The organism is Acinetobacter brisouioides (assembly GCF_004331075.1).
In the GTDB taxonomy this organism is placed as follows: Bacteria; Pseudomonadota; Gammaproteobacteria; order Pseudomonadales; family Moraxellaceae; genus Acinetobacter.
In genome coordinates, this window is record NZ_SJNX01000004.1 from 74,714 (window position 1) to 98,567 (window position 23,854).

The 23,854-nt window shown below is 44.5% G+C and carries 24 protein-coding genes and 1 pseudogene; all 25 read right to left on the reverse strand.

Annotation, left to right across the window (positions count from 1 at the left end; translation table 11 throughout):
• The 25 genes and pseudogenes from E0H77_RS06735 to E0H77_RS06855 all read right to left on the reverse strand — a co-directional run bounded on the left by E0H77_RS06735 (position 1) and on the right by E0H77_RS06855 (position 23,608).
• Positions 1–1,305 (reverse strand): NAD(P)/FAD-dependent oxidoreductase, encoded by a 1,305-nt coding sequence (locus tag E0H77_RS06735; protein ID WP_131376109.1) that lies wholly within the window; start codon positions 1,303–1,305, stop codon positions 1–3.
• Complete coding sequence (locus tag E0H77_RS06740) at positions 1,302–3,638, reverse strand: MMPL family transporter (RefSeq protein WP_131376112.1); 2,337 nt, start codon at positions 3,636–3,638, stop codon at positions 1,302–1,304. Before E0H77_RS06740 ends, E0H77_RS06735 begins: the two co-directional genes overlap by 4 nt.
• Positions 3,613–4,245, reverse strand: a complete 633-nt coding sequence (locus E0H77_RS06745) for a LolA family protein (protein ID WP_131376115.1) — start codon at positions 4,243–4,245, stop codon at positions 3,613–3,615. Before E0H77_RS06745 ends, E0H77_RS06740 begins: the two co-directional genes overlap by 26 nt.
• The gene (locus E0H77_RS06750; RefSeq protein WP_131376118.1) at positions 4,242–4,673 is read right to left on the reverse strand and encodes an acyl-CoA thioesterase; all 432 of its coding nucleotides are present in this window, start codon (positions 4,671–4,673) and stop codon (positions 4,242–4,244) included. The genes E0H77_RS06745 and E0H77_RS06750 overlap by 4 nt, the downstream gene beginning before the upstream one ends.
• A complete protein-coding gene (locus E0H77_RS06755) occupies positions 4,663–6,219 on the reverse strand; it encodes an HAL/PAL/TAL family ammonia-lyase (protein WP_131376121.1) in 1,557 nt (518 codons plus the stop codon). Before E0H77_RS06755 ends, E0H77_RS06750 begins: the two co-directional genes overlap by 11 nt.
• Positions 6,216–7,148 carry a lysophospholipid acyltransferase family protein gene (locus E0H77_RS06760; RefSeq protein WP_131376125.1) on the reverse strand — a complete coding sequence of 311 codons (933 nt, stop codon included), beginning with the start codon at positions 7,146–7,148 and terminating at the stop codon, positions 6,216–6,218. Before E0H77_RS06760 ends, E0H77_RS06755 begins: the two co-directional genes overlap by 4 nt.
• Positions 7,148–7,894 carry a glycosyltransferase family 2 protein gene (locus E0H77_RS06765; RefSeq protein WP_131376128.1) on the reverse strand — a complete coding sequence of 249 codons (747 nt, stop codon included), beginning with the start codon at positions 7,892–7,894 and terminating at the stop codon, positions 7,148–7,150. Before E0H77_RS06765 ends, E0H77_RS06760 begins: the two co-directional genes overlap by 1 nt.
• Positions 7,891–9,558 carry an ApeI family dehydratase gene (locus tag E0H77_RS06770; RefSeq protein ID WP_131376131.1) on the reverse strand — a complete coding sequence of 556 codons (1,668 nt, stop codon included), beginning with the start codon at positions 9,556–9,558 and terminating at the stop codon, positions 7,891–7,893. Before E0H77_RS06770 ends, E0H77_RS06765 begins: the two co-directional genes overlap by 4 nt.
• Complete coding sequence (locus E0H77_RS06775) at positions 9,555–10,103, reverse strand: COG4648 family protein (protein ID WP_131376134.1); 549 nt, start codon at positions 10,101–10,103, stop codon at positions 9,555–9,557. The genes E0H77_RS06770 and E0H77_RS06775 overlap by 4 nt, the downstream gene beginning before the upstream one ends.
• Complete coding sequence (locus E0H77_RS06780; RefSeq protein WP_004902222.1) at positions 10,088–10,348, reverse strand: acyl carrier protein; 261 nt, start codon at positions 10,346–10,348, stop codon at positions 10,088–10,090. Before E0H77_RS06780 ends, E0H77_RS06775 begins: the two co-directional genes overlap by 16 nt.
• Before the next feature lie 9 nt (positions 10,349–10,357).
• Entirely contained in the window at positions 10,358–10,615 is a 258-nt protein-coding gene (locus E0H77_RS06785) for a phosphopantetheine-binding protein (protein WP_004902223.1), read from the reverse strand.
• A pseudogene (locus tag E0H77_RS06790) lies at positions 10,599–11,406 on the reverse strand (lysophospholipid acyltransferase family protein). The gene E0H77_RS06785 and the pseudogene E0H77_RS06790 overlap by 17 nt, the downstream one beginning before the upstream one ends.
• Positions 11,400–12,035, reverse strand: a complete 636-nt coding sequence (locus E0H77_RS06795) for a beta-ketoacyl synthase chain length factor (RefSeq protein ID WP_131376137.1) — start codon at positions 12,033–12,035, stop codon at positions 11,400–11,402. The pseudogene E0H77_RS06790 and the gene E0H77_RS06795 overlap by 7 nt, the downstream one beginning before the upstream one ends.
• A 196-nt stretch (positions 12,036–12,231) precedes the next feature.
• The gene (gene der / locus E0H77_RS06800; RefSeq protein ID WP_131376140.1) at positions 12,232–13,641 is read right to left on the reverse strand and encodes a ribosome biogenesis GTPase Der; all 1,410 of its coding nucleotides are present in this window, start codon (positions 13,639–13,641) and stop codon (positions 12,232–12,234) included.
• 3 nt (positions 13,642–13,644) lie between these two features.
• Positions 13,645–14,796, reverse strand: coding sequence for an outer membrane protein assembly factor BamB (gene bamB / locus E0H77_RS06805; RefSeq protein ID WP_131376143.1), 1,152 nt, complete (start codon positions 14,794–14,796; stop codon positions 13,645–13,647).
• The gene (locus E0H77_RS06810; RefSeq protein ID WP_131376146.1) at positions 14,797–15,498 is read right to left on the reverse strand and encodes a YfgM family protein; all 702 of its coding nucleotides are present in this window, start codon (positions 15,496–15,498) and stop codon (positions 14,797–14,799) included.
• A 30-nt stretch (positions 15,499–15,528) separates the two neighbouring features.
• On the reverse strand, positions 15,529–16,821 hold the full coding sequence (hisS, locus tag E0H77_RS06815; RefSeq protein WP_131376150.1) for a histidine--tRNA ligase: 1,293 nt from the start codon (positions 16,819–16,821) through the stop codon (positions 15,529–15,531).
• Entirely contained in the window at positions 16,818–17,933 is a 1,116-nt protein-coding gene (ispG, locus tag E0H77_RS06820) for a flavodoxin-dependent (E)-4-hydroxy-3-methylbut-2-enyl-diphosphate synthase (protein WP_131376153.1), read from the reverse strand. Before ispG ends, hisS begins: the two co-directional genes overlap by 4 nt.
• 21 nt (positions 17,934–17,954) lie before the next feature.
• A complete protein-coding gene (locus tag E0H77_RS06825) occupies positions 17,955–18,740 on the reverse strand; it encodes a helix-turn-helix domain-containing protein (protein WP_131376155.1) in 786 nt (261 codons plus the stop codon).
• Positions 18,731–19,591 carry a type IV pilus biogenesis/stability protein PilW gene (gene pilW, locus E0H77_RS06830; protein ID WP_131376157.1) on the reverse strand — a complete coding sequence of 287 codons (861 nt, stop codon included), beginning with the start codon at positions 19,589–19,591 and terminating at the stop codon, positions 18,731–18,733. The genes E0H77_RS06825 and pilW overlap by 10 nt, the downstream gene beginning before the upstream one ends.
• Positions 19,592–19,613: 22 nt before the next feature.
• Positions 19,614–20,849, reverse strand: a complete 1,236-nt coding sequence (rlmN, locus tag E0H77_RS06835; RefSeq protein ID WP_131376159.1) for a dual-specificity RNA methyltransferase RlmN — start codon at positions 20,847–20,849, stop codon at positions 19,614–19,616.
• Between the two features lie 119 nt (positions 20,850–20,968).
• The gene (ndk, locus tag E0H77_RS06840) at positions 20,969–21,400 is read right to left on the reverse strand and encodes a nucleoside-diphosphate kinase (RefSeq protein ID WP_004749754.1); all 432 of its coding nucleotides are present in this window, start codon (positions 21,398–21,400) and stop codon (positions 20,969–20,971) included.
• A gap of 108 nt (positions 21,401–21,508) precedes the next feature.
• Positions 21,509–21,709, reverse strand: a complete 201-nt coding sequence (iscX, locus tag E0H77_RS06845; RefSeq protein WP_004749756.1) for a Fe-S cluster assembly protein IscX — start codon at positions 21,707–21,709, stop codon at positions 21,509–21,511.
• A 54-nt stretch (positions 21,710–21,763) separates the two neighbouring features.
• Positions 21,764–22,318 (reverse strand): phosphatase PAP2 family protein, encoded by a 555-nt coding sequence (locus tag E0H77_RS06850; protein WP_131313673.1) that lies wholly within the window; start codon positions 22,316–22,318, stop codon positions 21,764–21,766.
• A gap of 42 nt (positions 22,319–22,360) precedes the next feature.
• Positions 22,361–23,608 carry a glycosyltransferase family 4 protein gene (locus tag E0H77_RS06855; RefSeq protein ID WP_131376162.1) on the reverse strand — a complete coding sequence of 416 codons (1,248 nt, stop codon included), beginning with the start codon at positions 23,606–23,608 and terminating at the stop codon, positions 22,361–22,363.
• Positions 23,609–23,854: the final 246 nt, after the last annotated feature.

The window sequence follows — 23,854 nt, forward strand, 5'->3', positions numbered from 1 at the left end:
TTAGCCTCCTAAAAGCTGTTCCTGAGGCAAGCCTTCACGGCAATATTCAGCAATCATGCTCAGACGGCGCTTGGCATTTTTATGAATCGGGTTGCTGATATCCCACGCATAGCCTGCCAAAAGTGATGACACCATTTCACGCAGTTTAACATGCTGATCTGAGCTAAAAACCACCTCCTGAAATTCACCGCTATACCATGACTCGACATAGGCACGGAACACTTGAATACCCTGACGTAACGGTTGCTCGTACTCTGCTAACCAGTCCACCGCTTGTCCTTGTAACACCCGTTCCACCAATGGCACAGCCAAACTGGATGACTTAAGTGCAATGGTCACCCCCGATGAAAAAACAGGATCTAAAAACTCGCCCGCATTGCCCAGCAAGGCATAATTTTTCTGCGCCAAATGTTTTACATTCGCAGAATACCCCACCAGCGTCCGCACTGGAGTATCAAACTGGGCTCGGCGCAGCACATGTGACAGTGCAGGATCGTCTTGTAAAATACGTTTAAACAGAACTTCCAAGGCTTCAGGCGTATCTGTACATGTATAACCATAATGGTCAAAAAAACTTTGCTCTGCCACCACACCAAAAGAAGAACGCCCGTCAGCAAACGGAATCAGCCAGTACCATGCACGATGATCTTTTTCATGCACGGTAATCAGGATTTTTTCCCGATCAAACTCAGGATCATCCAGAATCCCATCTTCAATATGAGTAAATACCGCACGGCGTACGGGAAAATCGGACGGGCTTTCCAAATCTAAAAATTTTGGCAAGATGCGCCCAAAACCACTGGCATCCAGTAAAAATTTGCCTTGAATCTGATAGACATTTTCAGCTTCATCGCGTACTGTCAGTACAGGCTGCTCAGCGTCAACATCCACAGCAATCACTTCATGCCCATAACGAATGTCTGCACCATAGCTTTGCGCCTGATTCGCCAGGAGCTGATCAAACGGTGCACGGCGTACCTGCCAAGTTGTGCCTGGCCCTGAGGTAAATTTCTCGCGAAAATCATAAAAACTGTGCTGCTTGCCACGCAAAAAACTCGCGCCATTTTTATATTGAAAAGCAAATTCATCCACATGCTCACGTACAGTCTCGAGCAAACCTGCTTCTTCTAAAAACACCATACTTTGTGGCAATAATGATTCGCCAATCGAGAAACGTGGAAAATACTGACGTTCCAAAATCACCACCTGATGACCCTTTTGACGCAGTAATGCTGCTGCCGAACTGCCCGATGGGCCTGCCCCAATAATCAAAACATCAGTGTGCTGTAATTGTAATTCGGTCATTTTACATCTGACTCCGTTTGTGTTTTTAGTGTGCGAATCATCTGATACTTGGGATCAGCCATGGTAAATAATGTCGCGTAAAGAAAAGAGAAAATCACCCCAAGCAGTACGGTCAGACCAAAACAATGAATGGCATAAGTATGACTAAAGGACAGCAAGCCAAAACCGAGTAAGGTCGACAACATACACAAAAATAATGCCATGCTGACCACTTTGGGATGATCGTGCCCATGCCGATAGAAAATCGCATAGTCCACCCCGATCCCGATAATCAGGAACGTGCCCATAATGCTAAACACATTAATTTCCACGCCAAGCCATGCTTGAACCGCAAAGGTGCTGAGCAATGCCATAATCACAGGCAACACCAATGGCAACACCGAATGCAGCCCATAAATGACTCCTAGACCGACCACCAAACCAATCAGGGCAAGTAATAGTAACCACTGCGCCTGCACGCGATAATCACGGAACATATTGGATAAGGTGGTAATCGGCTGCTGTAACTGCACATTGGCAGTTTGCAGCTGCTTTAATGCAGCGACATCATGAATCCCTTGTAACAACATCAAACGCTGTTTGGAATTTGGCTGCAAGAAATACAGTGGATGCTGACGAAGATCCTGAATGGTCAACAATGGCTGTTGTGATAATTGTTTTTGCCATGTCAAAACTTCTGCGACAGGCAAATCTAATGCTTGAGCATAGGCGGTCAATGCTGACACAGGAATGTTGGCTAATAACTGACGATTTTGCTGCTGTTCGGCTTGTGATGGCAGCCATTGACCCAGTGCCTGAAAACCTTGTAGCTTGCCCTGACTCTGTAACTGTTGCAGTTGTTGAATCAGTTGCTGTTCACGCTGTTCTAACTGATCTGTCGATGATGCATGAATTACAAAATAATCCGTTGCTTGCTGCTGCGAAAAACGCTGGCGAATGTATTGATCTTCCTGCTTCAGCTGAGCATCCATACTTTGCAGATTGCGAATATCATCATTGCTTTGCAAACGCAGTACGCTCAAACCAGCCACAAGCAAAATGGCAATAACACTGACATAACGTAAAGTCGTCTTCGCCTGAAAATATTCGCGTGCCTGCCCAATCCAGTGCAAGCGCCGAATCGCAGGTTCAGCATTCAGTGGTGGCAAACGTGGTAACAGTAAAATACTGGTGATCCATGCCGATATTAAGCCCACAACTGAAAATACCGCAATTTGGCGAAAACCTGGAAATGGGGTAAAGCTCAGTACCAGATACGCCACCACGGTGGTCATCAAGCCCATAAACAGACTCGGCAACAATGGCATCAGAATCTGAAAGCCTTTGAACTGTCGATGCTGTGACTGCAACGCCATAAAATAAAATGAAAAATCGACACAGACCCCGATCAGACTCGCGCCAAACACCAGCGTAATCAGATGAATTTCACCAAACCAAGTGTGGGTTACAGCAAGTGCCACCAAGCTACCGCTACTGACCGCAATAAATTCAGTCAGCATTGGGCGCAGCGAACGGAAACCAAACCACACCAAGAAAATCAGCCCCAGACTTGAGCCTAGCCCAATGGTCGAAATTTCCTGTTGTGCCGACTGCGTTCCGAAACTGGCAAAGATTAAGGTTCCCGTCCAGTGACTGGTGACCTGCTGTGCCTGTAGCTGTGGTTTAACCTGGTCAATCCACTTCGAGACTTTTTCCTGATAATCAATGTTATATGGACTGTCTTTCAGCTCAAGAACCAACAGGCGCGAGACCTTACTCACATCGTGCAAAGTGGCAAAACCCTGCTCAAGCTGAATATTTTGGCTATTGTGCTGCGCCAACCCCATCACATAACGAGGAAACAACAATAACGGATCATGCTGTAACAGTTGTGCAGTGACAGGCATGCCTGGGCTCATCAGTTGCAGTAAACTTTGCTCTGACAATGCCGCATAGTCTTTTTGCTGGAGCAACTGCCGGTCTTGTGACGTCAGCAAGCCTGCGCGATGCTGAAACAGCAGCTTGCCAAACTGTTCACTGTCAAACTGTGGTCGTAGTGGCTGAATCAAACCACTCTGCGCCACTTGCTGCTGCAAGCGCTGCGTTGCCTGATCCAGTGCCTGACTATTTTTAGCATCCAGTACCACAAACAGCTTGTTATTGAGTTGCTGATTCATATATTGCTGCGTGTCTGCCAAATCTGCCTGCTGGCTAAACTTCGGCAATAACGCAAAAATATTGGTTTGAATATGAATGTCTTTTTTCAGCCAAAGCCAACCCATACTCACAGCACAGCACAGTAAAATGGTCAGCCAAATGGCGGTGGCTTTATTTTGCCAATTGGAATAACGCATGTTCTTGGGCTGTTAGATTTTGAGGTTGGCTAGTCTGCTGACTAAAATGGATTTGTGTGATATTACGGTCTTTTTCCTGAATCACGATCTGATTCACATAACGTCCGCCTTGCACATTGACCTGATTAAACAGTTTTTTGAACAAACTGCTTTTTGGCGTTAACGTTACTGCCCAAGCCTGATTGTTATGTGTGGCACTGACTATATTAAAATTGCTGGCCAAGGCTTTTTCATCACCTGCCATCAACTGTAAAAACAGGGTCGCCACCGAACCATACGGTGACTGCTGTACATTGATCTGGCTCATGGTACGTTGGGTCTTCTGTACCAGTTTTTGTGGGGTTACCACCAGATCAGCCTGTACAGGAGTTTGCATTTGCCAAAGTACACCCTGCTGCTTGCTAAACACCACGTTGCCTTTCGAGACATAGGTTTTATTCAGCGAAGCCAGTTGCTTTTGCTGTTCAAAATGCGCATGTACCACTGGCGTTGCAGACACTTGCTGGAAAATGTCACGGACTTCATTGATCGGTGCGGCAAATACGGCTTGACTGCTGACAGCCATGAACATGCCAGCACAGAACATCACACGGGTGTTGAATTTCATTTTGTTGCTCCTGTCGGCTGAAAATCCGACCATGCATTTAAGCGATCAAACAACACTTGTGGAGATTGTAAGCACAGTTCACGGGTCTGCGCATTGACCGCAACCTGCGTGGTATAACCTTTGGTCAGACGTTTACCTGTTTCAGCATCAAACACCAGATAATCAATTTTCAGGCGGTTTTCCCATTCTTTTAAAATGGCACGTACCCGAATTTTCTGCTGAAACTGAATCCCGTAAACATAGCGCACATGGCTTTCGATCACGGGCCACAAATAACCCGATTCCTGCATTTGCAGATAGTTGTAGCCGAACTGATCCAGCAAGTGACAACGGGCAATTTCAAAATATTTCAAATAATGCCCATGCCACACCACATTCATGCTGTCCACATCATGAAACGGGACATCAATGCTCACCTCAGCGTACATCTGCATTCTCCACTTGGTTGAACCATGTACTATTCAACAACTGTAACTGCTCGAAACGATCAACAATCTGTTGCAAATCGCATTGTAATGGTCGGTCTTCTTTTACGAGGGTAAAGCTCTGCAACGTCCACGCAACAAATTGCTGCAATACGGGACTGAGTTGCTCGGTCAACCCACGTAAATGAATCGCCTGCACACTCGCACAGCACAGCGCCGCCACCACTTGTTCAGTCAAGACCAACACACGGGTTGCATCACGGGCAGCAATCGTGCCCATGCTGACTTTGTCCTGGTTATGACATTCGGTTGAACGCGAGAAAATGGATGCAGGTAAGGTTTGCTTCAAGGCTTCGGCTGTCCATGCCGACACCCCGATTTGTACCGCTTTAAAACCATGATTTAGCGGCAAACGCTCGGCTTCTGCACCTGTCAAGTTGCGCGGCAAACCATGATTCATCTTATGATCGACCAACTGCGCCATCTGACGATCGAGCAAATCGGCAATATTGGCGACCATCAGTTTCAGGCTGTCCATGGCTTGGGCAATATGTCCGCCATAAAAATGCCCGCCATGCAGCACACGTAAGTTCACAGGATCAATCAGCGGGTTGTCATTGCTCGAGTTCAGTTCATTTTCAATAAACTGACGTAGCCAGACTTTAGAATCTTCAAATACCCCAATCACATGCGGCGCACAGCGCAGCGAATAGCGGTCTTGCAAACGTGGGCTTTGTCGCTCGGTTTGTGCCTCTGAATTCAACACCTGACGCAAAATACGGGCAATCTTCTGCTGCCCGACATGTGGCTTCTGCGCAAACAGCACTTCATCGAAATGACTTGGATTACCTTCCAGCGCCAAGACATTGAGCGCGGTAATCAGGGTTGCGGCATAGGCAGTTTGTTCAGCTTTTTTATAGTTCAAACAGGCAATTGCAGTCATTACTGCTGTACCATTCATCAGTGCCAGACCTTCTTTCGGGCGTAGACACAGCGGCTCCATCTGATAATGCTGATAGACTTGCTGCATCGGAACAATCTGCCCTTGCCAGTAAACATCACGTTCACCGACCAATGCCCCTGCAATATAAGACAACGGGGTTAGATCACCACTCGCGCCGACTGAACCTTCCGATGGAATCACAGGCACAATATTTTCATTCAGCATCCACACCAAGCGCTCCAGTAGCGCCAGCGAAACACCCGAATAACCGCGCGCCAGAGAACATAAACGGACTAACAACACTGCGCGCGCAGTGACTACGTCGAGATTATCTCCCATACCGCAGCCATGAAAACGCGAAAGCTGTAGCGGCAATTCATGTACCTGATGTTTGGGAATTTCCACCAGACAGGAATCACCATAACCTGTGGTGACGCCATAAATCACGCCATCTTCATCGAGCAGTTGATCGAGAAAATCAGCCCCTCGTTGAATCAATTCACGCCATTCTTTTGAGCTGGGTAAAGCCACAGCCATCTGCTGCTGTGCAACCTGCACCACCTGTTCGATGCTTAATGGTTGTTCACCAACAATAAGCGTTGTCATTTTTTAATATTCCAAAACTGATAAAAATTAAACCATTGATACGGCGCACGTATGCAATGCCACTCCAACAAATCCACATACTTGCGTGTTACAACTGCCATCTGTGGCAAACGTGCTTTACGCGGTAAGTCGACGCTTTGGGCAATCGGATGGAAATGCACTTCAAAATTATGCTGTACGCGATAACAAAAACTGGCAATCACAGGAACTTTCAGCAAGTTGGCTAAAATCCATGCGCCTTGTGACCACGGTGCATCCTGACCTAAAAAACTCAAAATCTGTATGCGCTGTGAATGAATCGGCACGCGGTCAGCAGCAATCATCACCCACTCACCTGCATCGAGCTTGTCCTGCAAAATCATGGTGGTTTCCATGCCCAGTTCATCCACCGAAATCAGCGAGACATTGGACTTGGAGCTGATTTTCCGCAGGAAGGCATTAAACTTGTCGGCATGCTTCTGATAGACTAGTACATTGATTTTCTGCTGATGTTCGGATTTCAGCGCGCGCAGTAATTCGATATTGCCAAAGTGTGACACCAAAATAATCAAGCCCTGCCCATAGTGACAGCGCAAATGTTCATGCCCATAAATCTGTAAGCGCTGCTCGGAAATTTCACCGAGCCAGCCCTGCATTTTGTCCACAATGGCTTCTGCAAAGGCAATAAAATGCCGATAGCTGTGCCGCCAAGTTGGCATCTGTTGAAACGGTGATTGTTGCTCAGCAAAGCGATGTAACTTTTGCAAATAGTCCAGTGAAGCCCGACGCGCACTCGGTGAAAGCAGCCAGTACCACATTACCACTACATACAATAACGCCTGAATCAGCCAGCGCCCGAACAGGCGATACAGCCAAAGCACCAACAACAAAGGCAGCACACCACCTTTTTCCTTGATTTCATTCCATGCAGGTGGTCGTGAATCAGACATTAATCCCGACCTTTCAAACGTTGCGGAACTAAGCTCGGTAACCGACACAACATCCCTGCGAACAGGCGCGAATGCATTTTTGTCAGTTCCCAGTTATCTTCCCATAGCCGAAAATGCGAAATGCCCTGTTCAGGGTAAATCACAGGAGTCGCCACATTTTCAAAATGCACACCAGCCCAGCTCAGACGCACCAGAATCTCACTGTCAAACCCCATGCGTGCAGGCAACTGTACCTGATCCATAATCGCCAGTGTGGCTGCTAACGGATAAACTCGAAAACCGCACATGCTGTCATGAATTTCAAAAGACAGGCTGTTAATCCACACCCAAATATGCGAGGCATAACGTCCGTACAACCGTTTTTTCGGGACACTTTCATCAAAAATCGGCTGACCAATCACCATCGCTTCAGGATGCTGCTCAGACACTGCCAGAAACTTGGCAACATCCTGCCAGTGGTGCTGACCATCGGCATCAAGCTGCAAGGCATGGCTACAACCCAGTTCGGCTGCACAACGTAATCCTGTCATGACCGCCTGCCCTTTTCCCATATTTTTCGCATGCTCAACCAGCACGACATCACTATATTGTGCAGCCAAGTCGCGTAAAATCTGTGAGGTTTCAGCATTACTGCCATCATTGACCAGTACTATCGGCAAGGCAAACTGGCTCAGATACTCAACCAAAGCAGCAAGATGATGCGGATGGTTATACACAGGAATCATCAAGGCAGCGCGATAGCTCATGACGTTGCATTCTCCTCAACCGCAAACAACAACCGCCCTGAAGCAATATTTTTGTCTGCAAGCTTTAACTCAAAACTGACTTTATGCTGCTTACGACTCAACCTAAGCTGCAACACTTGATACGGGCGAATCAGATCTTGAAACTTTAATTGTTCAAAACCCTGACACCAGCGCAAGTCTGCCCAAAGTTCGCGGGCGATATGTTGTAAAAATGCAATCTGCCCCACGCCAGGGTAAATCGGAAAATTGGGGAAATGCCCCTTGAAACATGCCAGTTCAGGAGAAAACTCTAACTGTAAAATGTGCTGCTCATCCTGCTGTTGTCGTGACAAAATCACTGGCTGACTCGCTTCTTGAAACAGCTTGATCAGGTCGAGCTTATTCAATTTTGACTGACTATTGACAGGTAACTGACTCAAAAAACGCCACTGTCGGGGAATAGCAATCCGCTCCAGTAAAGGCTGCAATTGTTGTTTTAATTGAGTCACAAACGGGTGTTTACTCTGCTGTTGTAGCTGTTGCCGTGCTGCATCATTGAGGACTGCCACACAGACGAGAAGCTGGCGCTGCTCACGCTCGATCAGTAAAACATGACACTGGCTAATCGCCTCTAGTTGCAGAATTTTACTTTCAATTTCATCAAGGCTCAGGCGTTTTTCTTCAAGTTTTACAATACGATCCATCCGCCCTAACAAATGAAATGCACTCTGTAGATTGTTCGGTTCAAGTAGCTCAACTCGATCTCCTGTTGCCACCCAGTCTGCATCACAAGCATGTGGGCTACGCATCCACAACTGCTGCTGTTCATCACGACACACTTCGACATCGGCAAAGGGTTGCCACACCGCTTGATCGGCTGCACGGTGGGCAATACCGCCCGTTTCAGAACTACCAAAAATTTCGATGATTGGTACATTCACCCCCGCACGCACACCATCTTCAAGTTTTCCTCCTGAAGAATATAGCGCAGCACAATGTACGAGCAGCACATCACTCGGCCAGCGCTTGAGCAGTGCAGGACTCGAAATCACATAATTTAGGTAGCTAATTTCGGCAAAACGCTGTTGCAATTGCACAACATATTCAGGGTAAATCAGTTGCTCCCGATAGAAACTACGTCCCGTGGCGAGAGGTAACAGCACCTTAAACAGCAAACCGTAAATATGCTGATGGCTGACCGTGGCAATCGCTACTGCAGATTCAGGTAAGCTAAAACTTTGTGCCAATCCCTGAACTTCACAAAGTAATTGTTGTAACGAACGTACAATCTGTTTCGGTGTACCTGTTGAACCTGAGGTAAAAAACACAATTTCGCTGTCATTGATCAGCGTATCGGACAAAGGCTGAACTGGCTCAACAGTTAAAATACGCTGGCGTTGAATAAAAGCAATACCTTGCTCTGCCAATTGCTGCTGCAGCTGCTGCACCTGATTTGGCGGTAAAATTAAACGTTTATGTGCCAACAACACCGCAAAAAACAGCACCAGAAACTCATAACTGTCTTGCTGCCATAAAGCAAAACTGGACTCAGGCAATTGCTGAATCGCCTGTGACTGACTGGCAACATCTTGCCAAAATTCGGCAAAACTCAGTGTTTGTAATTGTGTATCAAAACACAGTGTGGCATCTGCGGTTAAATAATCATTAAAATGACAAAGATTCATGGTTGGTGTAGTCGTTGTTGGCGCTTACGCAAAATAAACTCAGTAGTGAGCAAAACGCCCATGAGCAAATAAGAAATTAAACCGTTATATAATACCCAAACCTGCATCGGGGCAAAATATACTGTCCATAGAGCGGTCAATGCATTGATCAGGAAGAAACTACACCAGACTTTGGTAACCTGACGTGTCCAACGTACACCCGACTCAGGTAAATCAGGTTCAAAGACACGGGCAAAACGTTCAATCATGGAAGGTGGACGCCAAAGTGTCAGCGCAAAAATAGACAGTGCCGCCAGACTCATAGCAACGGGATACAGCTTGAGCCATGCCTGATTGCGCAGCAGCAAACTTAAACCACCACAGAGCATGGCTAAATAGGTCAGTGGCAACAGTGGACTTTGTCGGGCACTAAAATAACGAATAACCCCGACCACAAGTAGCAACAGACTAATCTCCCACAGTTTCCCATGAGATAAACTCCAGCCCACCAAAAACGGATACGCCACCAATACAATGGCGGTCGCCACTTTTAACAGCTTGGACATTCTTTTGACATATTTTGAATGACTAACACAACATCTTCGATGGTACGTACATTTTTAAAGTCTTCAGGTTTGACCTGCTTGCCTGTCAATTGCTTGATTTTGACAATCAAATCAACTGCATCAATGCTGTCGACATCGAGATCCGAATACAGATTCGAGTTCATTTGAATTTTTTCAGGCTCGATCTCAAACAGATCTTCCATCCACTCACGTAACTGAGCCAAAATGTGCTCTTGAGTTAACATTTTTCCCCCTTAAGCGGCCTGACTTTCAACCAACTTCACTAAACTTTGAATTGAACGAAAATGCTGCTTGGTGTCCTCTGACTCAGCATTTAAATGAATGTTATAGCGTTTTTTCAGCGCCAAACCTAACTCTAAGGCATCTATTGAATCCAGCCCTAAGCCTTCATTAAACAAAGGGGCTTCATCATCAATATCGTCAATCGAAATATCTTCGAGTGCCAAAACATCAATAATCATCTGTTTTAGCTCGTCAGCAAGATTGCTCATGTACATAACTCTTGATTAAACAACTGGTGTAAATACTGATTCAAGGCACGCACATTTTTAGGCGTGACCGTTGTATCGGCTAAAATGTCTTCGATCCGAATTGGATCAAGGACTTGTATTTGAATATGAAAAGGTTCACTTGGAATGTGATACCACTTTTCATTTTTGGTCAAGGTCGATGGGCTACAGCGAATCACGACAGGGCGAATCGGCACCTGTGCCCGCAAGGCAATATTGGCAGCACCGCGCTGAAAATCATTCAGCGTCTGATTTTGCTCAGTGCGCGTCCCTTCAGGAAAAATCACCAACGATGCCGCATCAGCTTGTTGCAAACGCTGCACACAGTCCTGAATAAACTGCTCAGAGCCTGCATTTAAAATATACGCCGCGTTTTGCACAGGTCCTCGGGTAAACGGATTTTGCCACAGTGCTTGTTTGACCACGCAATTGGCTTTGGGCATCAACCCGATTAATAGCATCACATCAATCAATGTCGGGTGGTTGGCAATCACCAGTTCTTGCTGACTGTTTTGCAGCTTGTCCAAACCTTCTACACTGTAGGTCATGACGCCAAGTTTGGTCATAGCTTCAATAAAGCCATGAAAACCATGTCGAATCACCTGTTGGGTTAGCTCAACACGGCGTTTCGGATCAGACGTGTACAGTTTCACCGCAGGTGCAATCACCGTACCAATCGCGACGCCACCCACTCCAAAACTGGCAAAACCCAAGCCTGTCGCTGCCATACGCCATAGATAGTTAAGTTGCTGTTTGGACTTCCCTTTTAACATCGTTGCCATTTCCCTGATGCTGACTGTGGAGTACCCGTTTGCCAAAACTGTAAAAACTCCTGTGCATCCTGATCAGGAGATTGATGACTGGTCTCTATTTTCAAGACTGGATCGAACTGCACATTCGGCTCAGCCAGACTGAGTACAGCTGCCATTGAAAAGGCATCAAAACTATTCACACCTTCATACACATCGGGCAAGGGTGCATCATAATACACCACCAAAACCCGCTGCGCGTTCACATGCGTTTTCAAAAATGCATAGGCTTCAACCACCGCTTCTGACCATGAACAGCTCAAACTGGTCGAAGGTGTAGCATCTTGGTACAAAATAGAATACAAACCTGCTATAGCATTATGCACAGACGTAGAAAATTGTGTCGGCGATGGTGTATGACCTTGTAAAACATCTTGTAAAATATTTAAGGTTTTTTGTTCATCACCAAAATGCGATGCCCAGACAATATAATCAATGTCATAAGCTTGCAACGCTTGTACGGCACTATTGAATGCCAGTTTCGCCAAAGCAGACAAACGTCGGCGCTGCATGGCAGGAATCGCCTGCAATGCTTGCAAATCAGCATGATGATCTGTGTTATAGAGTTGTTGTACTTGTAGTTGTAAGTTCACACTCTACACCCCGAACTGACCAAAAAATGGAATCTATTATAAATAAACAAGGGCGCTAAAATAGCAAAAAAACATTTAAAAAAAAATGAAAACAATAAATTTCAAGAAAAGATACACTAAAAGTATAATAACTCTATTTTCTCTCAATATTTTAAGTAAAAAAAAGCTATCCGAAGATAGCTCTTTATATAACGGCTTAACGCTTAAATTTCTTTTCCGCTTTCTTGAATTTCTGAACGTAACGACGTTTACGTGCAGCAACACGTTCATCCACCTGTGACTTACGCCCTTCAAACGGATTTTCAGAAGTTTTAAAATCAACACGAACAGGCGTACCTTCAAGCTTGTACACTTTACGGAACACATTCTCCAAGTAACGACGATAATCCGCAGGCGTCTTATCAACCTTGTTACCGTGAATCACGATCGTCGGTGGATTTTGCCCACCCATATGCGCATAACGCATTTTAATACGACGACCACTGATCATTGGCGGTTGATGCGCTTCGGTCGCATCATTCAAAATCTGTGTCAATTTTGCTGGAGAAACTTTTAAATTCGCCGACTCGTATGCACGATGAATAGAAGGATAAAGCTCCCCAACTCCCGTACCATGCAAGGCTGAAATTAAATGAATACGCGCCCATGGAATAAAGTCAAAACGGCGATCAACATCCAACTTACATTGCTTGCGGTCATATTCGGTCATGTTATCCCATTTATTAATGGCGATCACCATGGCACGACCTGCTTCCAATGCGTATCCAATCAGATGTAAGTCTTGCTCAACCACACCTTCGCGGGCATCTAAGACCACAACGACTACGTGAGCATCTTTCATAGCTTGTAAAGTTTTAACAACTGAGAATTTCTCAATCATTTCATCAACTTTACCTTTGCGACGTACACCCGCAGTATCGATCAACGTGTATTGACGACCATCACGTTCAAATGGAATATAAACCGAATCTCGAGTCGTCCCAGGTTGGTCAAATGCGACCACACGGTCTTCACCCAACAAGCGGTTAACCAGTGTTGATTTACCCACATTTGGACGACCAATAATAGCTAAACGCAATCCAGTCGCTTTGTCATGCTCTTCAGGATTTTCATCTTCAGGCACATCAACCAGCACATCTTCGAGCATCTGTGAGACGCCACGACCATGACTCGCTGCAACATGCAGTGGTTCACCAAAGCCCAGTTTGAAAAATTCAGCCACTGCAGCTTCAGCATGCACGCCATCGACCTTGTTGGCAACCAAGAAAACTTTCTTGCCTAAAGTACGCAATTCACGTGCAATCTGTTCATCAGAAGCCAATAATCCCGCACGCGCATCCACCACGAAGATAATAATATCTGCTTCGTGAATGGCTGTTTTGGACTGTTCTGCCATATAGGCATCGATGCCCTGTTCACTTTCGCCAATACCCCCAGTATCGACCACAATGAACGATTTGTTTTGATAAACTGCATCACCATATTTGCGGTCACGAGTCAGACCAGCAAAGTCGGCAACCAGTGCGTCACGACTTTTGGTTATCTGGTTAAATAACGTTGATTTTCCGACATTCGGACGCCCAATCAGCGCAATAACGGGTTTCATAAATTAACGATTCTGCCAAACGCTTAACGCGCCCTTTTGAGTTGAAACATAAAGTTGGTTGTCAATCACACGTAAAAATGTAACTTGTCCCTTGGTATCGGAACGACCAATCAAATTACCTGTATTTGGGTCTAATAGGCTAAGAGCACCTTCATAATCACCAACAACAAGGTCTGAACCCAACATCACTGGATTACTAAGATTACGGTGCAAAAGCTGTGTATTTTCCCAAAGTTTTTGACCGCTCATCAAATCATAAGCAATCACTTTGCCATCGGTTGTGCTGACAAAGACTTTATTTTGTGTCACTTCAGGGCGTTGGTTACTGCTTGCATCTTCACTCCACAGCACTTGTTGCCGTGCAAGATCAGTCACGGCAACCTGCCCTTGGTAACTGGTCGTGACCATATACTGCCCCATCATCACAGGGTCGCCACTGATACCATTTAAACGCTGTACGTCTGAACGACCTTCCGCAACTGCAACACGACGCTGCAAACGCGGTACACCACTAATCACATCAATGATATAAACATACGCATTTGAAGTTGCAATCAGCACATTGTTTGGATCGAGCATGACAGGTGCTGCACGACCACGCAAGCTAAATGAGACATTCGGTAAACGGTATGTCCAAAGCTGCTGACCTGTGCTGACATCATGTGCATAGACATTACCATCATTACTCACAGTAATCACACGTCCTGCCTGAATATGCGATGGTGCAATAATCGCACCTGAAAGCTGAGCTGCCCATTTCATTTGCCCTGAAGTTTCATCGAGTGCAAACAGTTCACCTTTTTCATTACCGACAACCACAATCCCTTCACCAACTTCAACACCCGCACTTAAGCCATGTTTTTTGGTGAGTTTGGTTGACCAAAGGCGTTGTTTGCCTTTGTAGGCTTCTACATAACCTTTTGGATCCACCAAGAATATTACGCCATTGTCTGCGCCCATTTGTAAACGCAATGGATCATTTTTATTGGTTTGGGTTACATGCTCAGAAAATACAGGGACTAAAGTTTTTGCTTGCACTATTTTTGGAAGTTTATTGGGTTTAATTTCTTCCACTTTAGTTTTATTGCTAGAGCAGCCCACCAAAGCAACAGCTGCAAGTGTTAGCGCAAACGGTACGGTAAATTTTTTATTCATTTAAGACTCATCCACTTGTGTTTTCAAAATTGGGCGTTCGATATCAGGATCATTCACTAAAACGCCAACACTTTCGAGTTTAATTTGTAAAATTTGTCGTTCTTGTTTACGCGCAACAATGGCATCCCATGCACTTTGATACGCTTTGCGTGCTTGAGCAACATCATTTTTTGCAACGTAAATATCGCCACGCGCTTCATCTGCTGAGGCTTTAAACGCTGGGACTTTGATAAGGTCCAATGTTTTTAAAGCATCATCATATTTTTTTTGCGCTGCTTGTGTATAAGCCAAATGCAGATTAACCAACTGAAGTAAGCCTTCATCATCAACCTTCACATTTTGTACTTTTTTCAGCTCACGTTCTGCTGCAGTATAGTTGCCTTGATCAAATGCCACTTTAGACATGACCAATTCAGCTTGGATTGCCTGCACAGAGTCAAGGTTCTTTTTCAGAACTGTGTCAGCAGATGGCGCAAGTTTGTTATACGCACTTTGGTCACCTATTAAACTCTGTGCTTCATCCATGAGCTGCTGAACACGTGCAGTTTCATTTTGCGCGCTATGTAGCTGTTTTTTCTGCCAGTAATTCCAGCCAAAAAATGCAATCAATGCAACCAGAATACCACTGACTGCAGCAGAACCATATTTCTTGCTCAGTGATTTTAGATTATCGAGTTGCTCTTCTTGTGTTAGTGCACTCATGTGACTGTCCTTCTGACTTTCCTATGCAGCTTATTCAGCAAATTTTTCAATTAAAAATGGCACGATGTCCGCAATTTTTAGCTCGACTTGCTCTGCCGTTGCCAATGTTTTGAGACTGACTTGCTGATTTTCCCACTCGCGCTCACCCAAAATCATGGCAAAAACCGCTCTAGATTGATCTGCCTTTTTCATTTGGCTTTTCATACTGCCTTGAGAGCCTGTTTTCACTCGAATTGAGCTGTTTGCAGTTTCAAGCTGATTACGCAATTGCTCTGCCAACACCAGCGCTTTACCTTGGCAAGCAGGATCGGCAAGTAAGAATACTTCACAATCACGTACGACTTGCACTTGTTCAACCTGTTCAAGCAACAACAATAAACGTTCCATGCCCATTGCAAAACCAACCGCAGGCACAGACTGATCTGCCTTACCTTTGAGCTGTCCCACCAAGCCATCATAACGTCCACCTGCACAGACTGTGCCTTGTGAACCCAAATGTGTGGTTGTCCATTCAAATACGGTTTTGTTGTAATAATCTAAACCGCGAACCAGTTTCTGGTTAATCACAAATTTCACACCTGCATCAGTTAAATACTGCTGCAATTGTGAAAAATGCTGCATGGTGTCTTCTTTTAGGAAGTCATGCAGTTTCGGTGCATTTTCCAGAATTTGCTGGGTACGCTCGTTTTTCGAATCCAAAATACGCAGTGGGTTAGTGCTTAAACGGCGCTGAGAGTCTTCATCCAACTCGTCTTTATGCGCAGTCAAAAACTCAACCAATGCATTACGATATTCGTTACGCTCATCCATTTCGCCCAAAGTATTCAGCTCAAGCTGAACTTTGTCGGAAACACCCATGCGCTGCCACAAACGTGCAGTCATTAAAATCAATTCGGCATCAATATCTGGCGTTGCGACCCCAAAGGTTTCCACACCAAACTGATGAAACTGACGGTAACGACCTTTTTGTGGTTTTTCATAACGGAACATTGGGCCGATATACCACACACGCGGCGTAGCACCACGCAACAAATTATGTTCGAGCATGGCACGCACACAACCTGCTGTCCCTTCAGGACGCAAGGTGAGTGACTCTGGTGGATTACCTTTGTCGAAAAAGGTATACATTTCTTTTTCAACGATATCGGTTGCATCACCAATAGCACGTTTAAACAAACCCGTATGTTCAACCATCGGCAAACGGATTTGTTGATAGCCATAGGCATCCATTAATGATGCAAGATGCTGCTCTAGACGTCTCCATGCAGGCGTTTGCGAAGGAAGAACGTCATTAAAACCTTTAATTGCGACAATTGAACTCATGATGAACTACGAATAATCTCTTTAGCTTTAGCTTCTTCAAGCTCTTGAACACGTTGACGAACCATTGTTTCAATTTCATCAACCAACTGATCGGTATCAATAAGATGGCTTTTCTCACCATTTCGATATACCAATGATCGAGGGCTTGCCCCAACCACACCAATATCGGCTTCTTTGGCTTCACCCGGTCCATTGACCTTACAGCCAATCACCGAAACATCCATTGGTGTGCGAATACCTTCTAAGCGCTGTTCCAGTGCCTGCATCACTTTAATGACATTAAATTCTTGACGCGAACAACTTGGACACGCAATAAAATTGATCCCGTTTGAACGAAGTCCAAGAGATTTTAAAATATCAAAACCAATTTTGACTTCATCTTCAGGCTCAGCCGCCAAGGAAATACGCATGGTATCCCCAATACCTTCCAGCAGCAGACCACCCAGAGCAATCGCAGACTTAACTGTCCCTGTGCGGTAAATACCCGCTTCGGTCACACCCAAATGTAACGGGTTATCAATTTGTTGAGATAATAAACGATAAGCATCCAAAGTTAAAAACACATTTGATGCTTTTACGCTGACTTTAAACTCATGAAAGTCTAAACGATCTAAAATATCAATGTGGCGCAGTGCCGACTCAAGCAATGCCTGCCCTGTCGGTTCACCATATTTTTTCTGCAAATCTTTTTCTAAAGAACCTGCATTGACCCCAATTCGAATCGAAATACCATGATGTTTAGCCGCAGCCACGACTTCACGTACTTTTTGATCTGAACCAATATTACCAGGATTAATACGCAAACAGTCTGCGCCATAGTCAGCAACAGCCAGTGCAATTTTATGATCAAAATGAATATCGGCAACCAAAGGCACTTGTACCCGTTTACGGATAGCACCAAAGGCTTCAGCAGCTTCCATTGAAGGTACCGAAACACGCATAATATCCGCACCTGCCTGCACACAGCGCTCAATTTGCGCCACGGTTGCATCGACATCGCAGGTTTCAGTATTGGTCATACTTTGCACCGTAATTGGTGCATCACCACCCACATACACAGAACCAACACGGATTTTGCGTGTTGGACGGCGTTTAATTGGATTTTCGATCATGACTTGGTCAACTCTGTTGCATTAACGTGATAAACGGAAGTCTGCCTGACCATTTACCGTATAAGGTGCCAAAGGAATAGATTCATTATTTAGGGTTAAAGTTACAGCACTGGCATTGTCAAGACGCACCTGAAATGGTGAAACACCTTTAAGGCTTAAATCCGCAGCCTGACGACCTGCTGCCAATACTTTACCTGTTGAGTCCACAATATTGACCGAAGTCGGCTGTGAGAATTTCAAATTGAGCTGATCACCTGTTGTTGCTGTATTTTGATCAACAGAAATCACTTGTGTGTTGGATTGTGGGTTTGACGCAGCTGCTGGCTGTTTTTTAGCTGCCCATTTTTGCAAGCCTAACACGACTAGCCATAATACAAAAATCACCACAATGGCAATCACAGTGCGTTTTAGCCATTTTTTATTGCGATCACTATTTGAACCAGGTAGCTTGCCCATGATTTTAATCGGTGAATCTTTTAAGGCGTGATTTGGCAACAAACCTGTGTCATTGGCATAGATTTCATCGAAACGCTGAATAATCGCTGAAGCATCGACATTTAAATATTTGGCATATATACGATAATAACCTTTAATAAATGTCGCTTCAGGCAATGATTTATAATCATCACTTTCGAGCGCTTCTAAAGTTTTTATCGGCATATTCAAAGCTTTTGAAACATCAGTTAATTCACGTTTTTGAGCAAGGCGGATATGACGTAAGTATTCACCTGGACGCTGAACGTTGCCTAAAGTATTAGGGGTTGCTGATGTACCCGTCGATTGCTGTGAATTTGGATTTACTTCCATACCGCCTCAGTACTGTACTGTAATTGCAAATAACGTTGATACTCTTGGCTATCGGGGAACAAAGCCCGTAATTGATTGACCAAAACCTGCTTGCTCATATTATCACCATTGGCGCGAGCAAGACGAATACCAACCCATAGACCGCGTGCGCTTTGGTCTTTATCACCGACCAATCGCACATAATCACCATACGCTTCTGTTGCCAGCGCAAACTGTTGACGCAGGTAAAAAATTTCCGCCAACTCTAACATCGAAACTGTAGAATTTCGATTTACTTGCAGGACTTGTCTGAATGTTTTTTCAGCATTCGACACATCACCCAGTTTTAAATAAGTCAAACCTAGATTTTCTAGCGCCATTCCACGCTGCTCATAACCTAAAGTTGAACCTGCAAGCTTGAGTTGTTCAAGCGCGTCATTATAACGCCCTAACTGAAACAGATAACGCCCATAATTGTTACGTGTTTGTGCATCTTGAGGGTCAATCGAAATCGCACGTTTAAAATATTCTTCAGCCTTCGCCACATTCTCAGGGCTACCCTCTTGCTGCAACAAGACTGCCATAAGCATGTTAGCACGCACATTGCGAGTGGTCTCTTGGAACACATCATCCAGCGCACGTTTCGCTGCATCTAAATCACCTGTACGCAAATACTCAGCGGCAATCTCAACTCGAATTTCAGCAGCTTTTTTCTTGTCACGCTTAAACTTGCTGGTTGGCGTACTAATATCTGCATAACTCGGTGAACTATCTTTTTTCACGAACCCGAGTGTACCTTGACAGCCTTGTAAACCTAACAACAAAGCACCCACACCCAGTAACATCACGCCATGTTTTACAGTTTTTTTCACGCCAAACCACCTCAGTGAATTATTATCCTTTTGAGCGTATGATCTCATTTTTTTCTGCAATTTTCTTTTGCCATTGTGCCGCACGACGGGTACGGTCAGCAACTTGGCCAACCAACTGACCACATGCAGCATCAATATCGTCACCACGTGTCTGACGAATAGTACAGACAAAGCCTGCATCTGACAAAGTTTTTTGGAAGGCAATAATACGGTTACGGCTTGAGCGACCATATGGTGCATGCGGGAACGGATTAAAGGGAATCAGGTTAATCTTACTTGGTAGATTTTTTAATAATTTAAGTAATTGCTGCGCATGCTCAGGCTGATCATTTACACCATCGAGCATCACATATTCAATGGTCACATGCTTACGTGCACTTTCATTACCGTCTTTGGCAATATAGCGCTGGCATGCAGTAATTAGTTGTTGTAATGGATATTTTTTATTGATTGGAACTAATTCATTACGTAATTCATCATTTGGTGCATGTAAAGAAATGGCTAAAGCCACATCAATATCTTGTGCGAGCTGGTCAATTTTTGGCACAACACCTGATGTCGATAGTGTCACACGGCGCTTAGACATACCATAAGCAAAGTCATCTAACATAATACGCATTGAACTTAAAACCGCATCGTAGTTGAGTAAAGGCTCACCCATACCCATCATCACCACATTGGTCACTGAACGTTCGCGCTCTGCAACAGGCACATCTTCCATATAAGAAAAGTTTGCCATCCAAAGCTGACCAATAATTTCTGCTGGCGTTAAATCACGCTGGAAACCTTGTTTACCTGTCGAACAAAATGAACAATCCAGAGCACAACCCACTTGCGAAGAAATACACAAGGTTTTACGTAAACCTGTTTTATCTTCCGCAGGAATCAGAACGGTCTCAACTAAAGAGCCCTCGCCTTCACCTACGCGAAATACCCACTTACGTGTGCCATCTTTAGAGTAATTACGATGAACCACTTCAGGCGCTTTAATTTCGCAAATCTGCATCAACTTATCGCGAAGCTTGCCTGAAATATTAGTCATTTCAGCAAAATCAGTCACAAAGTACTGATGCATCCATTTCATGACCTGACCTGCGCGAAACTTCTTTTCGCCCAAATCTTCAAAAAATTTCTCAAGTTCTGCCCGTGACATGCCAAGTAAGTTAACTTTTTGCACTGGATTCGCAGGCTGATGCAATGTGGCGGTGTTGTGCTGTCCATCTACAATCAAAGATGAACCAACTGCTTCAAGAGCCATGTGTATTACCTAAACAATGTCAAAGAAAAAACAAGAGTGGCTATCTAGAGCCAAGAGATTTTCAAGAATAAAAAAACCAGATAAGCAGTATAACACTTATCTGGTTTGAAGTATCTCGATTAACGAGTGCGTGGGCAAACTTCAGTTTGAGCGAAGAAATAAGAAACTTCGCGAGTAGCAGAAGCTACTGAGTCAGAACCGTGAGCAGCATTTTCATCGATGCTTACAGCGAAGTCTGCACGGATTGTACCAGGTGCAGCTTCTTTAGGGTTTGTAGCGCCCAAGATTTCACGATGCGCAAGAACTGCGTTTTCGCCTTCAAGAACTGAAACAACCACTGGACCAGAAGTCATGAACGCAACGAGGTCAGCAAAGAAACCACGTTCTTTGTGTTCTGCGTAAAAACCTTCAGCTTCAGCTTGAGAAAGATGTTTCATTTTAGTTGCAACGATTTTTAAGCCAGCTTTTTCAAAACGGGCAAAAATGTCACCAATGTGGTTTTTAGCAACAGCGTCTGGTTTTACGATAGATAAAGTACGTTCAATTGCCATGTCTGGCTCCTTAATTCAAAAAATCAAGATAAATTTTTGCCGCATTATACCGAGGTTAGTCAGAATAATCAGCTAAGAAAATGTAAAAGTTTAGATTTTTAGCCGTTTTTAGTTGCTTTCATCTATCCATGCCATCTGAATGGCTTCAAGCAAGCCTTCTGTCGACTTATTTGGGTCATCGCTAAAATCTGGCAAGGCACACACCCATGTATGTAAATCGGTAAAACGAACCCACTGTGGGTCAACATCAGGATGTGCCTCTAATAACTCAATTGCAATGTCTATGGTGTCTGTCCAGCGTAAGCCCATCATCTGTCCTAATGTGTATTGTCATGCGGTTACTTTAAAATTTCACCCTCTGTTTTACAACATCAGATTCAACATTGGCGCGCAAGAAATCACAGCCCAGCCAACCAAGCCACCCAAAGCCGCCCCGATAATCACGTCGGTTGGATAGTGCAACCCTAAAACCATACGCGAGAGTGCAACCAAAACAGTAAACGGCAACATACATAACAATAAAACAGGCTGAATATATCCCAACACTGTAGTGACCATGACCGCATGCAAGGTATGTCCAGAAGGAAAACTAAAATGATCCAGTGGGCGCTCACCCAAAACAATCACCTGATGTACCTGATAAGGTCTAGGGCGAATGGTTTTATGTTTAAGTAACTTATAGAGCAATGTCCCTGTTGAACCCGCCAACAACAAATAACTGATTTGCACGATATACGCCAAGCCATGACTGATCCAGACAATGCTTAACATCACATACCAAAACCAGCCATCGCCCAAACGACTAATGAGTTTAAAAAATTGGCTGATTCCCTGTGAATGGGAAAAATGATTCAGATACAAACAGCCTTTAAGATCAAGTGTCAAGATGTATAGCTTAGCTCGTTGAAAACTAGTCATCGTACTCTCCTCATCTACCACAAAAGATGAATCGGCTTAGTTCTAGGTCATCACCAAACCATACAAAGCCTGCTCAAACTGCTGTACAGGGCGTTGCCACCCTGCATCTTTGACTTGCATACGCGCCTGCTGCCCCATCAGATGCAACTGCGTTAAAGCAGGTAAATTCTGCATGCGCTGTATCAAACCCTGCCCATCTTTTAAATCAATCAACCAGCCTGACTGTTCATTTTGGACATATGCATGTGCACAAGCATAATCATAAGCCAAAACAGGTAGACCACTAGCCATGGCTTCCAAAACTACGTTACCAAAAGTTTCTACCCGACTGGCAAACACAAACACGTCACTACTGGCATAAGCTTCAGCTAGGCGTTGCCCTGTCAGATTTCCCATAAAAACAACCTGCTGCTCTGGGTCTAGCTGTTGCAGGCGTTCTTTGTCAGGCCCATCACCCACAATCACCAATCGAACGGTCTGCTGCTGACGACGTGCCTGCAAATATCCATCAATCAAAACATGAATTTCTTTTTCAGGAGAAAGTCGCCCAACATACAGCAACACTTTCGTTTGGCTATCCACACCCCAGTGCTGGCGCATGTCTTCACAACGATTCTCTGGAGAAAATAAACGATGATCCACCCCACGGCTAATCACTTGGATCGGGCAAGTGATGCCATGTGCTTGCAAAGCACGTGCCGTGTCATGACTAGGCACACAGGTCAAATTGGTATTGTTATGAAACCAGCGTAAATAATGCTGAATGGGTTTGACCAAAAATGCTAAATCAAAGAACCGACTAAATTCTTGAAATGGCGAATGAAAACCACTAGAAATCGCAATTTTTTTCATTTTTGCCACTTGCAATGCCAAAAGTCCCAAAGGCCCTTCTGTGACAATATGCACCACATCTGGCTGAAACTGTTCGATCGCTTTGGCAACTTTCAACCATTGTGGGCGACCAAATTGTAAACTTGGGTACTTCGGAATTTTATGTGCCGTAACTAGACATTCTTGCTCTGCTAGAAATATCGTACAACTGCGACTCTGCTCTGGGCGAATGAGCATAATTTTATGCCCTTGTTGCTGTAAACCTTGACACAGATGCAACAATGAAAGTGCCACACCATTGATTTCAGGTGGCCAAGTTTCTGTCACGATTGCAATCTTGAGTTTAGGACGAATGAGTTGTTCTACTGCACGTTCCTGTACAGGCTGCTGACCAACGCGTTTAAACCGAAATTTAAATGGCATATCTAACTGGCGTTTCAATGCAGCAGTCGATGGCATGAGCATGGTTCCACCATATAATTTTGTTATTTTATGGGTACCAATCTAATCTTATTTTCTTGCAGTTTAATGATCAGTCGATGACGTTTTTTTGACAGTTGTAACACTCAAATTTTAGACACAATTGTTGATTAATTTTTAACAAAATGCCCGATTAGTAAGCACAATTAAATAGTAAATGCACCAATACATTGCAATGATTTCTTCAACAAAAGTGGTCGTTTATTTATTAGCCATGAATACACA

Coding starts and splice junctions, on each gene's coding strand:
- E0H77_RS06735 (WP_131376109.1), bottom strand. CDS start 1,305: ATGACCGAATTACAATTACAGCACACTGATGTTTTGATTATTGGGGCA.
- E0H77_RS06740 (WP_131376112.1), bottom strand. CDS start 3,638: ATGCGTTATTCCAATTGGCAAAATAAAGCCACCGCCATTTGGCTGACC.
- E0H77_RS06745 (WP_131376115.1), bottom strand. CDS start 4,245: ATGAAATTCAACACCCGTGTGATGTTCTGTGCTGGCATGTTCATGGCT.
- E0H77_RS06750 (WP_131376118.1), bottom strand. CDS start 4,673: ATGTACGCTGAGGTGAGCATTGATGTCCCGTTTCATGATGTGGACAGC.
- E0H77_RS06755 (WP_131376121.1), bottom strand. CDS start 6,219: ATGACAACGCTTATTGTTGGTGAACAACCATTAAGCATCGAACAGGTG.
- E0H77_RS06760 (WP_131376125.1), bottom strand. CDS start 7,148: ATGTCTGATTCACGACCACCTGCATGGAATGAAATCAAGGAAAAAGGT.
- E0H77_RS06765 (WP_131376128.1), bottom strand. CDS start 7,894: ATGAGCTATCGCGCTGCCTTGATGATTCCTGTGTATAACCATCCGCAT.
- E0H77_RS06770 (WP_131376131.1), bottom strand. CDS start 9,558: ATGAATCTTTGTCATTTTAATGATTATTTAACCGCAGATGCCACACTG.
- E0H77_RS06775 (WP_131376134.1), bottom strand. CDS start 10,103: ATGTCCAAGCTGTTAAAAGTGGCGACCGCCATTGTATTGGTGGCGTAT.
- E0H77_RS06780 (WP_004902222.1), bottom strand. CDS start 10,348: ATGTTAACTCAAGAGCACATTTTGGCTCAGTTACGTGAGTGGATGGAA.
- E0H77_RS06785 (WP_004902223.1), bottom strand. CDS start 10,615: ATGAGCAATCTTGCTGACGAGCTAAAACAGATGATTATTGATGTTTTG.
- der (WP_131376140.1), bottom strand. CDS start 13,641: ATGAAACCCGTTATTGCGCTGATTGGGCGTCCGAATGTCGGAAAATCA.
- bamB (WP_131376143.1), bottom strand. CDS start 14,796: ATGAATAAAAAATTTACCGTACCGTTTGCGCTAACACTTGCAGCTGTT.
- E0H77_RS06810 (WP_131376146.1), bottom strand. CDS start 15,498: ATGAGTGCACTAACACAAGAAGAGCAACTCGATAATCTAAAATCACTG.
- hisS (WP_131376150.1), bottom strand. CDS start 16,821: ATGAGTTCAATTGTCGCAATTAAAGGTTTTAATGACGTTCTTCCTTCG.
- ispG (WP_131376153.1), bottom strand. CDS start 17,933: ATGATCGAAAATCCAATTAAACGCCGTCCAACACGCAAAATCCGTGTT.
- E0H77_RS06825 (WP_131376155.1), bottom strand. CDS start 18,740: ATGGAAGTAAATCCAAATTCACAGCAATCGACGGGTACATCAGCAACC.
- rlmN (WP_131376159.1), bottom strand. CDS start 20,849: ATGGCTCTTGAAGCAGTTGGTTCATCTTTGATTGTAGATGGACAGCAC.
- ndk (WP_004749754.1), bottom strand. CDS start 21,400: ATGGCAATTGAACGTACTTTATCTATCGTAAAACCAGACGCTGTTGCT.
- iscX (WP_004749756.1), bottom strand. CDS start 21,709: ATGGGCTTACGCTGGACAGACACCATAGACATTGCAATTGAGTTATTA.
- E0H77_RS06850 (WP_131313673.1), bottom strand. CDS start 22,318: ATGACTAGTTTTCAACGAGCTAAGCTATACATCTTGACACTTGATCTT.
- E0H77_RS06855 (WP_131376162.1), bottom strand. CDS start 23,608: ATGCCATCGACTGCTGCATTGAAACGCCAGTTAGATATGCCATTTAAA.